The 12615-nt window shown below is 61.3% G+C and carries 10 protein-coding genes and 1 pseudogene; 4 read left to right on the top strand and 7 right to left on the bottom strand.

Going from position 1 to position 12615, the window contains the following annotated elements; genetic code table 11:
- Nucleotides 1-38 precede the first annotated feature (38 nt).
- The gene (locus AAC083_RS09675; protein WP_258224644.1) at nt 39-1412 is read right to left on the bottom strand and encodes a TAXI family TRAP transporter solute-binding subunit; all 1374 of its coding nucleotides are present in this window, start codon (nt 1410-1412) and stop codon (nt 39-41) included.
- Nucleotides 1413-1595: 183 nt separating this feature from the next.
- Nucleotides 1596-2735, bottom strand: a complete 1140-nt coding sequence (locus tag AAC083_RS09670; protein ID WP_042037489.1) for a MalY/PatB family protein — start codon at nt 2733-2735, stop codon at nt 1596-1598.
- 161 nt (nt 2736-2896) lie between these two features.
- Here AAC083_RS09670 and AAC083_RS09665 point away from each other — a divergent pair, with 161 nt between their 5' ends.
- Nucleotides 2897-4069, top strand: coding sequence for an MFS transporter (locus AAC083_RS09665; protein ID WP_108536469.1), 1173 nt, complete (start codon nt 2897-2899; stop codon nt 4067-4069).
- Between the two features lie 55 nt (nt 4070-4124).
- Here AAC083_RS09665 and AAC083_RS09660 read toward each other — a convergent pair whose 3' ends face one another.
- Nucleotides 4125-5009, bottom strand: a complete 885-nt coding sequence (locus tag AAC083_RS09660; protein ID WP_042037487.1) for a LysR family transcriptional regulator — start codon at nt 5007-5009, stop codon at nt 4125-4127.
- Nucleotides 5010-5118: 109 nt separating this feature from the next.
- The gene (locus AAC083_RS09655) at nt 5119-5874 is read right to left on the bottom strand and encodes a YciK family oxidoreductase (protein ID WP_042037486.1); all 756 of its coding nucleotides are present in this window, start codon (nt 5872-5874) and stop codon (nt 5119-5121) included.
- A 232-nt stretch (nt 5875-6106) separates the two neighbouring features.
- Here AAC083_RS09655 and sohB point away from each other — a divergent pair, with 232 nt between their 5' ends.
- Complete coding sequence (sohB, locus tag AAC083_RS09650) at nt 6107-7114, top strand: protease SohB (RefSeq protein WP_108536468.1); 1008 nt, start codon at nt 6107-6109, stop codon at nt 7112-7114.
- Nucleotides 7115-7178: 64 nt separating this feature from the next.
- On the opposite strand, the gene astB is transcribed toward sohB, so the two are convergent.
- Nucleotides 7179-8516 carry an N-succinylarginine dihydrolase gene (astB, locus tag AAC083_RS09645; RefSeq protein ID WP_108536467.1) on the bottom strand — a complete coding sequence of 446 codons (1338 nt, stop codon included), beginning with the start codon at nt 8514-8516 and terminating at the stop codon, nt 7179-7181.
- A 361-nt stretch (nt 8517-8877) separates the two neighbouring features.
- Here astB and topA point away from each other — a divergent pair, with 361 nt between their 5' ends.
- Nucleotides 8878-11499, top strand: a complete 2622-nt coding sequence (gene topA, locus AAC083_RS09640) for a type I DNA topoisomerase (RefSeq protein WP_108536466.1) — start codon at nt 8878-8880, stop codon at nt 11497-11499.
- A gap of 115 nt (nt 11500-11614) precedes the next feature.
- The gene (locus tag AAC083_RS09635; RefSeq protein WP_167335284.1) at nt 11615-11782 is read left to right on the top strand and encodes a hypothetical protein; all 168 of its coding nucleotides are present in this window, start codon (nt 11615-11617) and stop codon (nt 11780-11782) included.
- Nucleotides 11783-11855: 73 nt separating this feature from the next.
- Here AAC083_RS09635 and AAC083_RS09630 read toward each other — a convergent pair whose 3' ends face one another.
- Both AAC083_RS09630 and AAC083_RS09625 read right to left on the bottom strand, forming a co-directional pair.
- Entirely contained in the window at nt 11856-12212 is a 357-nt protein-coding gene (locus tag AAC083_RS09630) for an MGMT family protein (protein ID WP_108536465.1), read from the bottom strand.
- A 68-nt stretch (nt 12213-12280) separates the two neighbouring features.
- A pseudogene (locus AAC083_RS09625) lies at nt 12281-12615 on the bottom strand (methyl-accepting chemotaxis protein); the annotation flags it as partial.

Here is a 12615-nt window from a genome sequence, read left to right as displayed (position 1 = left end):
CCCTGACAGGTGGCCTCTTTCGTTGGTGGTGCGTGAGATTACTGGACGGGCACGCTTGCCGAAGGGGTGGCAGGCAGGGGCTGGTGCACGCCGTCGCTGCCATTGGTGGCACTGGGCGCCGCCCCTTGCGTATCGGCTGGCGCCGAGCCAAGTGCGGACGAGGCGGGTTGCGTGGCCACAGCAGCCGAGGGGGGGTCCGTCGTCACGGTTTGCGTGGCCACAGCATCCGAGGGGGCGTCCACAGTCACAGCCTGAGTGGCCTGGGCGGTCGAGACGGACTCTACCGCAGTGGGCTGGGTTGCCAATGCCTCTGAGGTTGTGGTTTGTGCTGCTGCGCCATCCCCGGTGGTCTGCGTCGCCGACTGGGCTGCCTGGGTTGCCGTCGCCGCCGAGCCCGCTGACTCCTCAGGGGTCAGGGATTCGGGGATGAGTGATGGCGGCGGCAGGACGGCATCCTCCATGCCCGAGTGGTGCGGTACCTCAGCCTTTGCCTGCATGGAGTCCAGGGTGAGGGGGGTCAGCGCCGGATGCAGACGGGTGAACTGCTTGAGCCGTGCGGTCAGCACGTCGCGCACAGTGCGCACCTCTGTGTCTGGCAGGCTGTCCAGTGCAATCAGTTCGGCGGTGACGGCGAAGGTGTTGACGTCGCTGAGCTGTCCCGGGTAGAGATTGGCGCTGATGTGGCTGCGCTGATAATAGGGGAGCGTCTTGAGCAGACGATCGATCTGCTCCCCCTCGATGGGGATGATGCGTGCCTGACAGCGACCGGTCAGATCCCCTATGCGCTGATTGGGATGGCCCGCCACCATGAAGGCGGCGTCCAGGGTACCATCGCAGAGTCCTTCCAGCCGGTTGTTGATGGAGGAGGGAATGACGGGGGCGAAGCTGCTCTCCTGCCAGCCCATGGCATCGAGCAGGGCCTGGCTGGTCACGCGCTCTCCCGAACCCGGATTGCCCAGATCGACCCGTTTGCCTTCGATGTCGGTCAGAGTGCTGATGTTGCTGTTGGCACTGGCGATCAGGGTCAGCGACTCCTGATGGAGTCGAAACAGGCTGCGAAGCCGGTCGTTGGGTGGCTGGCCCACGAAGGGGCCTGTGCCCTTGGCGGCATGATGCACCACATCCGATTGCACCAGCACCAGCTGGGTTTTCCCTTGGTTCAGCTCCTTCAGGTTGATGAGGGAGCCCGAGGTGCTCTGCACGGCGCAGTGCAGTCCGTGGTTGGCGCTATCTGCGTTCAGCAGGCGGCAGATGGCCCCTCCTGCGGGATAGTAGACGCCGTTGAGCGCCCCTGTGCCTATGGTGAGATAGGATGGTGTAGTGGCGTGCAGGGGCAACACCAGGGCGGCTGCCAGCAAGGGCAGGGCGAAACGAGACAAGGTCGACAGGTGGTGCAGGGCGCTTGGCAACATAATTAACCGGGTTAATGGCTGATAAAAAGGATGGGTCAAGCCCATCCCGTCTGACATCACGGCCTGCCGCTGTTCAGCACAGAGCCGGGTTTGCATGGCATGTGCCATTCAGACTCGCCCTCATCGCTTATGGCGGCGGTCGGTGCAGCTGAGATTCAGCCGCAAAAATATACCCTATTGCCATCAGATGCGAGTCTGGATCGCTTTCTCCATCCGGGCCAGCGCCTCGGTCAGCCGTGCCCGGGTGCAGCCGAAGTTGAACCGTACGAACTGGCCATCGCCGAACTGGGCGCCCGGGGAGAGCCCAACCCCTGCCTGTTCGAAGAAGGTGATGGGATCCTCGAGCCCGAGCGCACTGACGTCAATCCAGGCAAGGTAGGTGGCCTGATGGCGAGCCAGCTTGACGCCGGGCCAGCGGGCGACAGCCTGTTCGATAAGCATGAGATTGGCGGCCAGGTAGTCGAGTTGTTCGCAGAGCCAGGGTTCGCCTCCCTCATAGGCTGCCTCGGCTGCCACGAAGCCCAGCAGGTTGACGTCGGCGCTGATGCCGCGCATCGCCTGTTGCAGCTTGAGGCGCAGGCGGGCGTTGGGCACCACGGCGAAGGCACAGCACAGGCCCGCGATATTGAAGGTCTTGCTCGGTGCCATCATCACGGCCGAGCGCTCGGCGGCTGCCGGGCTGATGGCGCCGTAGGGTATGTGGTGGGCCTGCTTGTCGAGCAGCAGATCACAATGGATCTCATCCGAGCAGACGACCAGATTGTGTCGTTCGGCGATGGCATCGATGGCCTTGAGCTCTTCGCGGGTAAACACGGTACCGCCCGGGTTGTGCGGGTTGCACAGCAGCAGCAGATCCGCCGCCGGGGCCTGACGCTCCAGCTCCTCCAGATCCAGCACCCAGCGACCGGCCTCTTCCACCATGGGGACGGTGAGCAGGGGGCGATCGTTGAACCCGGGTGCCTGCAGAAAGGGGTAGTAGACCGGTTTGGGGGTGATGATACCGCGACCGTGCTGGCTCCAGGCCTTGCACGCCAGGTTGAGGCCGGGTACCACACCGGGCAGGAAGATGAGCCACTCCGGCTGGATGGTCCAGCCGTAGCGGCTGGCCAGACGCGCAATGATCAGTTCGATCAGCCGGGCAGAGGGGCGCGAGTAACCGAAGATGCCGTGGGCGACCCGCTGGGTGAGGGCTTCGACGACGGCAGGCGGCGAGACAAAGTCGGTGTCGGCTACCCACATGGGCAGCACGTCTTGTCCTTTGTACTTGTCCCATTTCAGACTCATGGTGTCGCGACGATCTATTTCCCGGTCAAAATCAAACATGTGGAATCCTTATGCTGGGCAGTGGGCTTTCAATGTACGGGGTCGGGCGCGGGGTCGCAAGCCTTGAGGTGACTCTTGATCATGACATAAAATAAGCAACGCTATTTCATGCACTTGCCGAATTTTGGCCCGTTTTCTTGCCCCCAATCAGTGGTAATCCTATGAGCTTGTTGACTGCCGCGCTGAGGAGATCGGATCCCGTTTCCCTCTCTTTTTTGGCCGTGACCTTTATAACTGGGGTGGCAGTCGCGCTCCAGGTGCCAACCTTGAGCCTGTTTCTGGCCGAAGAGGTGCAGGTTCGCCCCTTGCTGGTCGGACTGTTTTACACGGTCAACGCCGTGGTCGGGATCCTCATCAGCCAGTGGCTCGGCCACCGCTCCGACAGCAAGGGGGATCGCAAGCGGCTGATCCTGCGCTGCTGCTTCGCGGGGGTAGTGCTCTCCCTGTTGTTCGCCTGGAATCGCAACTACTGGCTGCTGGTGAGCCTTGGGGTCTTGCTGGCGAGTCTGGCGGCCACTGCCAGTCCCCAGCTGTTTGCCCTGGCACGGGAATATGCCGACAGCCGCAACAAGCGGGCAGACATGTTCAGCTCTGTGTTGCGGGCCCAGTTTTCCCTGGCCTGGGTCATCGGCCCCCCCATCGCCTTTGCGCTGGCCATCGGCTATGGCTTCGAGGTGATGTATCTCGCCTCCGCCCTGGCCTACCTCATCTGTGCCTTCGTGGTGTGGCGCTGGCTGCCCTCCCTGCCGCTGCCCACGCCAAACAGCGAGGTGGAGCGGGTCAGCAGCTGGCGAGACCCTTCCGTGCGGGCGCTGTTCATTGCCTCCACCCTGATGTGGACCTGCAACAGCATGTACCTCATCAACATGCCGCTTTACATCACCCGCGAGCTGGGGCTGGAGGAGAAACTGGCCGGTGTGCTGATGGGTACGGCGGCGGCCCTCGAGATCCCCTTCATGCTGCTGGCTGGCTACTACACCCAGCGCTTCGGCAAGCGTCCCATGATGCTGGTGGCGGTGCTGGCCGGGGTGGGTTTCTACGCGGGGCTGGTCACCCTGTCGAGTCAGTCTGCGCTCATCGCGTTGCAACTGCTCAACGCCATCTTCATCGGCATAGTCGCCGGGATCGGCATGTCCTACTTCCAGGATCTGATGCCGGGGCGCGCCGGGGTGGCGACCACCCTGTTTGCCAATAGCATACGTACCGGCTCCATCATGGCGGGGGCCATTGCGGGGACAGTGGCCGAGATCTGGAGTTTTCACGGGGTCTTCATGGTGGCCACGGCGCTGGCGCTGGCGGCACTGGGCGCCTGCTGGCGGGTGCCCAATGTGTGATGCTGGTCTGTGACCGATTGGCGATGGGTGGCGCTGGCCGCCTGACGGCTTGGGCTTATTTGTTGTTACCGGTCTGATATTCGTTGCGCAGGCAGCGTAGCAGCAGCTCGGTGGCCGGACCCAGCGAATCCGCTGACGGAGTTAGCAGATAGGTATAGAGATGGCGCTCGTTGCCACTGGCCAGATCCAGTGGCACCAGGACGCCGCTGATCAGCTCCTCCTGCACCAGATGGCGGGGCAGCCAGGCATAGCCGAGGCCGAGTTTTAGCATGGCTATCACTTCGTGATAGTGGGTCGCCTTCCAACCGGTGTCATCCGCATCATTCCAGTCCACCGAGCGGTGAATGGGGGGATGCAGGCTGATCTGGTTGTGGCTGGCAAGCTCGTCAGTCGAGACGGGCCCTACCAGGGCGGCGAGGGGATGCTTGGCCGAGCAGAGCGGCAGCAGGCACACCTCGTCCAGCGGCAGGCCGGTACGATCCTGGGGCAGGTGCTCGGAGAGCATGAGATCCCCCACTTGCAGGGCGTTGAAGTGGCAGTGAATGCGTTCGTGCAGATTGACGCGGCAGCCCCGGCTGCGGGGATAGAAATGGGCCAGCGCCCGATAGAGTCGCTCCCGTGGTTGCAGCACGGAAACATAGAGGTTGACCTGCGGCTCCCACTGCCGCTCCAGGTTGTTGGCCAGGTTCTCCAGCTCTTCCACCTGCTGGCTGAGCTGACGCGCCCGCTTGAGGAATATCTCCCCCGCCGGGGTCAATACCGCCTTGCGCCCCCTCACTGCCAGCAGAGGCACCCCCAGACTCTGCTGCAGCTTGGCCACCGCATGATTGAGAGAGGATTGGCTCTTGTTCAGTGCTTCAGCGGCCTGGGCATAACCGCCATGGTCCACCACGGCCTGAAAGATCCGCCATTGCTCAAACGTGCTCTTGGGACGAAACATATTTCAACCTGATCAGGGATCGTATGTGGTAAGGGCCTTCAACGGGGTGCCGGCGGCACCCTATTGAATTTAACCCCATGTGGCGCAGGGTTCCGGTTATTTTGTTGATTTATTTGGGCTGGGCCACAAAGGTCTGGCCGGTTTTGCCACGGCTGTCGGCCCCCATCAGATAGAGATAGAGCGGCATGAGATCGGCCGGCGTCTTGAGCTGCTGGGGATCCTCTGCCGGGAAGGCGCTGGCACGCATCTTGGTGCGGGTACCGCCCGGGTTGAGGGTGTTGACCCGCACCGCCGTGTTTTCCAGCTCGTCGGCCAGCACTTCCATCATGCCTTCGATGGCGAACTTGGAGATGGCGTAGGTGCCCCAGTAGGCGCGGCCCTTGCGGCCCACGCTGGAGGAGGTGTAAACGATGGAGGCCTCACCGTGCGCCTTGGCGGTCTGGCGGATCAGCGGCAGCAGCGCCTGGGTCAGCAGGAACTCTGATTTGACGTTGACTTGCATCACCTCGTCCCACTCCTTCTCCTGGATGTGTTCGAAGGGGGAGAGGGTGCCAAGCAGGCCGGCGTTGAACAATACACCGTCGAGGCGGCCAAACTGCTGCTCGAAGGTCTCGGCCATGCCACGGTAGTGGGCGGCGGTAGCGCCTTTCAAGTCCACCGGCACTATGGCGGGCAGCGGATAACCGGCGGCCTCAATCTGGTCATAAACAGCCTCAAGTTTGGCGCTGGTGCGGCCGAGCAGGATCACGGTGGCGCCGTGGGCGGCATAGGTGATAGCGGCTTCGCGGCCTATGCCGTCACCGGCACCTGTGACCAGAATGACCTTGTGCTTGAGCAGATCCCGGGGGGCCTGATAATCGAGCATGACAACTCCTGTTAACACGTTCGTGGCAGATGCGCGCGGTATCGCGGTATATAGAAGAGCCAGTGTACTGACCCCGCACGGCATTTGACCAGTATGAGACGGCAAAAATGTGAAGAAAATAGAGGGGTTGTGATTAAAGAGTGTGTTTTTTGAGCCACTGTCGCAGAGTTTTTGCGCGAGCCCGGCAAACTCCCTAGAATGTGAAAAACTCGAACATTGAGCGGAGCATCAAGTGGCATTTTTGACTGAATATGGGCTGTTTCTGGCCAAGACCCTCACCTTACTGCTGGCTATCGCGGCCGTCATTTTGATGGTGATCAGCAGCCGTCAGCCGAAATCCCGCAAGGGGGAGCTGGTGGTGACCGATCTCTCCAGCGAGCTGGAGCAGGGGCGCTACCAGTTGCAGGCGGCGCTGGCCGGCAAGGCCGGACGCAAGTTGCTGGAGAAGGATCGCAAGGCCGAACACAAGGCCCGTGCCAGGACCGAAGACGAGCGCAGCCGGCTGTTTGTACTCGATTTTAACGGCAGCATGGACGCCAAAGAGGTGGCTTCCCTGCGGGAAGAGGTGAGTGCCGTGATAGGGGTCGCCCAGTCCGGTGACGAGGTGCTGCTGCGCCTTGAATCCGGTGGCGGTGTGGTGCATGGCTATGGCTTGGCCGCATCCCAGCTGCAGCGACTGCGCGACAAGGGGATCAAACTCACCGTGGCCATCGACAAGGTGGCGGCGAGCGGCGGTTACATGATGGCCTGCGTGGCAGATCAGATCCTGGCGGCGCCCTTTGCCATCGTCGGCTCCATCGGGGTGATAGCCCAGCTGCCGAACTTCAACAAGCTCTTGAAAAAGCACGACATTGAATTCGAGATGCACACCGCTGGCCAGTACAAGCGCACCATCACCATGTTCGGTGAGAACGACGATCTGGGGCGGGAGAAGTTTCGTGAGGAGCTGGGCGCCATCCACGAGCGGTTCAAGGCGTTCGTGGCCGAGCACAGACCCAACCTCGACATAGACAGTGTCACCACGGGAGAGCACTGGCTGGCGAGCCAGGCCAAGGGGCTGGGGCTGGTGGATACCCTCTGCACCAGTGACGACTACCTGCTGGCCCAGGCCAGCCATCACAAGGTGGTCGGCATCAGCTATCGCAAGCCAAAGAGCCTGACCCAGAAACTGGGCCAGCAGGCGGCCCTGGCGCTGGAGTCGAGCCTCGGCCGGCTGTGGCAGCAGAGCCCCTGGCGCTGAGGCCTCGCTTGCACCACGGGCATGAAAAAGCCGGGCATTTGCCCGGCTTTTGCTATCCAGCGACTCAGCGCTGGAAGGGGTAGACGGAGCCGAGTTTGAGGATCTGGGTCAGTTCGTCCAGGGCGGTGCGGGACTCCTGCACCAGCGCCGGGTCGCGCAGATCGTCCAGCGCCAGACTGTCGCGGTAGTGGCGATCCACCCACTGATCCAGCCGGGTGAACTGGCTGTCGTTGATGAGGCAGGCCGGGTTGACCGCCGCCAGTTCCAGATCGTTCATGGCGACTCGCAGCCGCAGGCAGGCAGGGCCGCCACCGTTGCGCATGCTCTGTTTCACGTCCATGTAGTGCACCTGTTTGATGGGGGTGCCCTGGGCGAGGAGTTGGCCGAGGTAGGCCGATACGGCCGGATTGTCACGACACTCGGTGGGGGCGATGATGGCCATCTCGCCGGACGGCAGGGTGAGGATCTGGGTGTTGAACAGATAGGATTTCACCGCGTCCTGCAGCGATACCTCATTGGTCGGCACCTCGATGAAGTGCAATTCGCCCTCGCCGAACTTGGTGCGCACCTCGGCCAGCGCTGACGCCGTGTTGAGAAAGGCCTGCTGGTGGAAGAAGAGCACGTTCTGGTTGCCCACCGCGATCACGTCGTTGTGGAACACCCCCTGATCGATCACATCCGGATTTTGCTGGATGAAGACGGCGCTCTCTTCGCTCAAACCGTGCAGACGGGCGATGGCCTGGCTGGCCTCCAGGGTCTGGCGGGCCGGGTAGCGTTTGGGGGCGGGCTGGGAGACATCGAAGGCACTGCGGCCATAGACGAACAGTTCGACCCCGGACTCGCCGTAGGCACGACACAAGCGGGTGTGGTTGGCGGCGCCCTCGTCACCGAAGTGGTCGTTCTCCGGCAGATGCTGGTGGTGATAGAAGTGACGATCGTTGTTGAACACGGCGCGCAGTATGCGACCTGTCACCTCGGGTTCGAGGGAACGGTGGAACTTGTTGGTCAGGTTGGCGGGGGTGAAGTGAATGCGGCCATCCTGGGTATCGGCACTCGGGGAGACGGTGGCGGCGTTGGCGGTCCACATGCTGGAGGCTGAATAACAGGCAGCCAGCACGGCGGGAGCCTGTTTGGCGGCCTGGGCCAGCACGCTGGCATCGCTGCCGGTGAAGCCGAGGCGGCGCAGGGTGGCCAGATCCGGCCGCTCCTGCGGTGCCAGCACCCCCTGGGTCATGCCAAGCTCGGTCAGCGCTTTCATCTTGCGCAACCCCTGCTTGGCCGCTTCCTTCGGATTGGACGCCTCCTTGGCGTTGCTCTGGGAGGCGACGTTGCCATAGGACAAGCCGGCATAATTGTGGGTCGGGCCGACCAGTCCGTCGAAGTTGACCTCGAAGTGCTTCATTGAGTACATCCTTTCGATTTTTATATGGGTAGCGGTTCCTTCCGCGCACAAAGCTGCGGGATTCAGCCATTATAAGGAGATTTTGTCTTTTGTAACAAGCTGATAACCAAAGTGGTTTGTTATGTTACAAGAGCGGTTGGTTATGTCATTTCAAATATAAAAAGGGGGTGGATATAGCATAAAAATAAAAAAGCGGTTGCTTCCCGCGGCTCGGCTTCGCATTAATAAATAAAGAGGTCAGGTGGTTCGAGAGGGTGAGCTAATTTGCTCACAAGATTGCTTTTTCGCGTCAAATCTCTTATACAGCCCCACAAAACCGCACACCAACCCCGTCGGGTGCAATGAGGATAATAGTTACAGCATGGGCAAATCACTGGTCATAGTGGAGTCTCCGGCCAAGGCCAAGACCATCAACAAATATTTGGGCAAGGACTACGTGGTGAAATCCAGCGTCGGTCATGTTCGCGATCTGCCCACCAGTGGCAGCGCCAGCAACGAGCCCAAAAAACCTGTCATTCGCGGCATCAAGCTGAGCGAATCAGAGAAGGCAGCCAAGGATCGCAATGCCCTGTTCTCACGGATGGGGATCAATCCGGCCGCAGGCTGGCAGGCCAACTACCAGATTTTGCCCGGCAAAGAGAAAGTGGTCAGTGAATTGCAAAGTCTGGCCGCCAAGGCCGACACCATCTATCTCGCAACCGACTTGGATAGAGAGGGAGAGGCGATCGCCTGGCACTTGCGCGAGATCATCGGTGGTGACGACAGCCGCTACAAGCGGGTGGTGTTCAACGAAATCACCAAGACCGCGATTCAGGAGGCGTTTGCCCAGCCATCCGAGCTGAACATTCACCGTGTCAACGCCCAGCAGGCCCGCCGTTTCCTCGATCGGGTGGTGGGTTATATGGTTTCCCCGCTGCTGTGGAAGAAGCTGGCTCGCGGCCTCTCCGCCGGTCGGGTGCAGTCTGTTGCGGTGCGCCTCATCGTCGATAAAGAGCGCGAGATCAAGGCGTTCGTGCCGGTGGAGTTCTGGGATCTCAACGCAGATCTGCTGACCGGTGAACATGCCTCCCTGCGCATGGAAGTGGTCAGCCGTAACGGCGCCGACTTCAAGCCGGTCACCCAGGCAGAGACCTTTGCCGCCGTGGCTGCCCTGGAAGGGGTCGACTACAAGGTCGTGAATCGGGAAGACAAGCCGACCGGTTCCAAGCCCTCCGCGCCCTTCATCACCTCCACCCTGCAGCAGGCGGCCTCTACCCGTCTGAGCTTCGGGGTGAAGAAGACCATGATGATGGCCCAGCGTCTCTATGAAGCGGGTTACATCACCTATATGCGTACCGACTCCACCAACCTCAGCAAAGAGGCGGTTGAAGCGGTGCGTGAATATATCGGCGAGCAGTATGGTGCCACCTATCTGCCGAGCGAGCCCAATCTCTATGGCTCCAAGGCTGGCGCCCAGGAGGCCCACGAGGCGATCCGTCCCTCCAGCGTGCTGGTCACGGCCGAGCTACTGGAAGGGATGGAGCCGGATGCGATGCGTCTGTATGATCTCATATGGCGCCAGTTTGTGGCCTGCCAGATGACCCCGGCCCAGTACGACTCCTCCACCCTGACCGTCAAGGCGGGCGAGTTCGAACTCAAGGCCCGTGGCCGTACTCTGCGCTTCGCCGGTTGGACCAAGGCGCTGCCGCCCATGGGTCGCAAGGGAGAAGACAGCCAGCTGCCGGCGGTGACCGTGGGCGAGTTGCTCAAACTGATCAAGCTGGATCCGCGCCAGCACTTCACCAAGCCGCCCGCGCGCTTCACCGAAGCCGCCCTGGTACGCGAATTGGAAAAACGCGGCATCGGCCGTCCGTCTACCTACGCCTCCATCATCTCCACCATCGTTGATCGTGGTTATGTGCGGGTCGAGAGCCGCCGTTTCTTCGCCGAGAAGATGGGCGAGATCGTCACCGACCGTCTGGTGGAAAACTTCGTCGAGCTGATGAATTACGAGTTCACCGCCAAGATGGAAGACAAGCTCGATGGCATCGCCGAAGGCAGCCTGGAGTGGAAGAAGGTGCTGGACGCCTTCTACGAAGAGTTTACCCAGGAGCTGGCAAAAGCGGATCGGGGCGCGGAAGAGGGGGGCATGCGTGCCAACCAGATGGTGCTGACCGACATCGACTGTCCGGATTGCGGTCGCAAGATGGGGATTCGTACTGCCACCACTGGCGTGTTCCTCGGCTGTTCCGGCTACGCCCTGCCGCCGAAAGAGCGCTGCAAGAAAACCATCAATCTGGTTTCCGCCGACGAATTTGTCTCCGCCACCGACGGTGACGAAGCCGAAACCGAGGCGCTGCGCGCCAAGCACCGCTGCGGTGTCTGCGGCACCGCCATGGACGCCTACATCATCGACGACAGCCGCAAGCTGCACGTTTGTGGCCGCAACCCGGATTGCGACGGTTACGAGATCGAGAAGGGCCAGTTCAAGCTCAAGGGCTACGAAGGGCCGAGCATAGAGTGTGATCGCTGCGGATCCGAGATGCAGCTCAAGAACGGCCGCTTCGGCAAGTACATGGGCTGCACCAGTGAGACCTGCAAGAACACCCGCAAGATCCTGAAAAACGGTGATATAGCGCCACCGAAGGAAGATCCGGTGCCGCTGCCCGAGCTCAAGTGCACCCAGTCCGATGCACACTTTGTGCTGCGTGACGGGGCGGCCGGCCTGTTCCTCGCTGCCAGCAACTTCCCGAAATCCCGCGAGACCCGTGCGCCCCTGGTGGAAGAGCTCAAACGCTTCAAAGATCGCCTCTCGCCCAAGCACCAGTACCTGGCTGACGCCCCGGCGTCAGATCCTGACGGTAATGCCTCCATCGTTCGCTTCAGTCGCAAGACCAAGGAGCAGTACGTGATGACAGAGGTCAACGGCAAGGCAACGGGCTGGACTGCGCACTACGACAACGGCAAGTGGCAGGAGAGCCTGGCCAAATCGAAGAAGGCATGATGGCGTGTAGTTCACACTATGATGAAAGAGGCCCCCTTGCTGGGGCCTTTTTGTTGGGAGATGACGGTATACTGAAACGGCTGCAAGGATGGCAGCGCTGTACATGGAGGTTGTGATGGAGATTAACGAGATCCGGCCGGGAATGACCTGTCTGACCCGGGAAGGGACTGCCTATGTGCTGGAGGTGGACAGGCAGAGTCTGCTGGTGTTGCTGCAACGGGAGTATGAAACCATACCTGTGCAGGTGCGCAGCGACGAGATCCTGGCTCCTCTCTCGCTGTGATGTACCTGGAGGCAAGCAGTCATGGCCGCTTTTTGGCTCAGCAGAGGGTCATGAGAGGCCGTGACGGCCCGGTTTAAAAGGGAATGAGGAATAGCAGCTCGGCTAGGTCGGGCTGCCATTGCCACTCCCGCATCTTTACCCGCCCGCCGATCACGGGCACCCCCTCTTGCTGCAATCGCCCCGTCTGCAGCGCAAAGCCTGTCGACCCTTTTGGCAGTGAAATGGTGCCGCCTGCACCTAGCACGCGATGCCAGGGCAGCACCTTGTCCGTTTCCCGCAGCACCTTGCCTACCAGCCGGGCCCGACCGGGTAGTCCCGCCAGATCTGCGACCTGACCATAGCTGACCACCTTACCGGCCGGGATCAGGGCGAGAATCGCCTCGATGCGGGCGACTTTGTTCAGTGGGGCAGGGGCTGGCTCCATTCTCATCGGTCATGACTCATCAGAAACAACAGAAGCGCCATTGTGGCGCTTCTGTTGTGGCGGTGACAACCGCTTCAACCAAAGGTCTGGCTGAGCCCCTTGAGCTGCCTGGCTCGCTCCAGTAGCTCCTGACTCGAGTTGTCGACCTCCTGCATCTTCTGGCTGTTGGCGTGGGAGTATTGGGAGATCTGGTTGATGTTGCGGCTGATCTCCTCTACCACCGCCTGCTGCTGCTCGGCGGCGGCGGCTATCTGGGTGGAGTGTTCCGTGACCAGCTCTATCTCTTCCAGCACTGAGAGCAGGCTGCTGGCGCCCTGGCGGGTCATCTCGGCGCACTCCCGGGTCTGTTGCAGGTTCTCCTGCATCATCCCCTTCCAGCGTCCCAGAGTGTGCAGGATCTGATGTATGC

The organism is Aeromonas sp. HMWF014 (assembly GCF_963878295.1).
In the GTDB taxonomy this organism is placed as follows: domain Bacteria; phylum Pseudomonadota; class Gammaproteobacteria; order Enterobacterales; family Aeromonadaceae; genus Aeromonas; species Aeromonas popoffii.
This window is presented reverse-complemented; position numbering and strand designations above follow the sequence as displayed.

Bases quoted from the DNA above. Each gene is read 5' to 3' on its own strand.
- astB (WP_108536467.1), bottom strand. From the start codon at position 8,516: ATGAAGCACTTCGAGGTCAACTTCGACGGACTGGTCGGCCCGACCCAC.
- AAC083_RS09665 (WP_108536469.1), top strand. From the start codon at position 2,897: ATGAGCTTGTTGACTGCCGCGCTGAGGAGATCGGATCCCGTTTCCCTC.
- AAC083_RS09670 (WP_042037489.1), bottom strand. From the start codon at position 2,735: ATGTTTGATTTTGACCGGGAAATAGATCGTCGCGACACCATGAGTCTG.
- AAC083_RS09635 (WP_167335284.1), top strand. From the start codon at position 11,615: ATGGAGATTAACGAGATCCGGCCGGGAATGACCTGTCTGACCCGGGAA.
- AAC083_RS09655 (WP_042037486.1), bottom strand. From the start codon at position 5,874: ATGCTCGATTATCAGGCCCCCCGGGATCTGCTCAAGCACAAGGTCATT.
- AAC083_RS09675 (WP_258224644.1), bottom strand. From the start codon at position 1,412: ATGTTGCCAAGCGCCCTGCACCACCTGTCGACCTTGTCTCGTTTCGCC.
- AAC083_RS09660 (WP_042037487.1), bottom strand. From the start codon at position 5,009: ATGTTTCGTCCCAAGAGCACGTTTGAGCAATGGCGGATCTTTCAGGCC.
- topA (WP_108536466.1), top strand. From the start codon at position 8,878: ATGGGCAAATCACTGGTCATAGTGGAGTCTCCGGCCAAGGCCAAGACC.
- AAC083_RS09630 (WP_108536465.1), bottom strand. From the start codon at position 12,212: ATGAGAATGGAGCCAGCCCCTGCCCCACTGAACAAAGTCGCCCGCATC.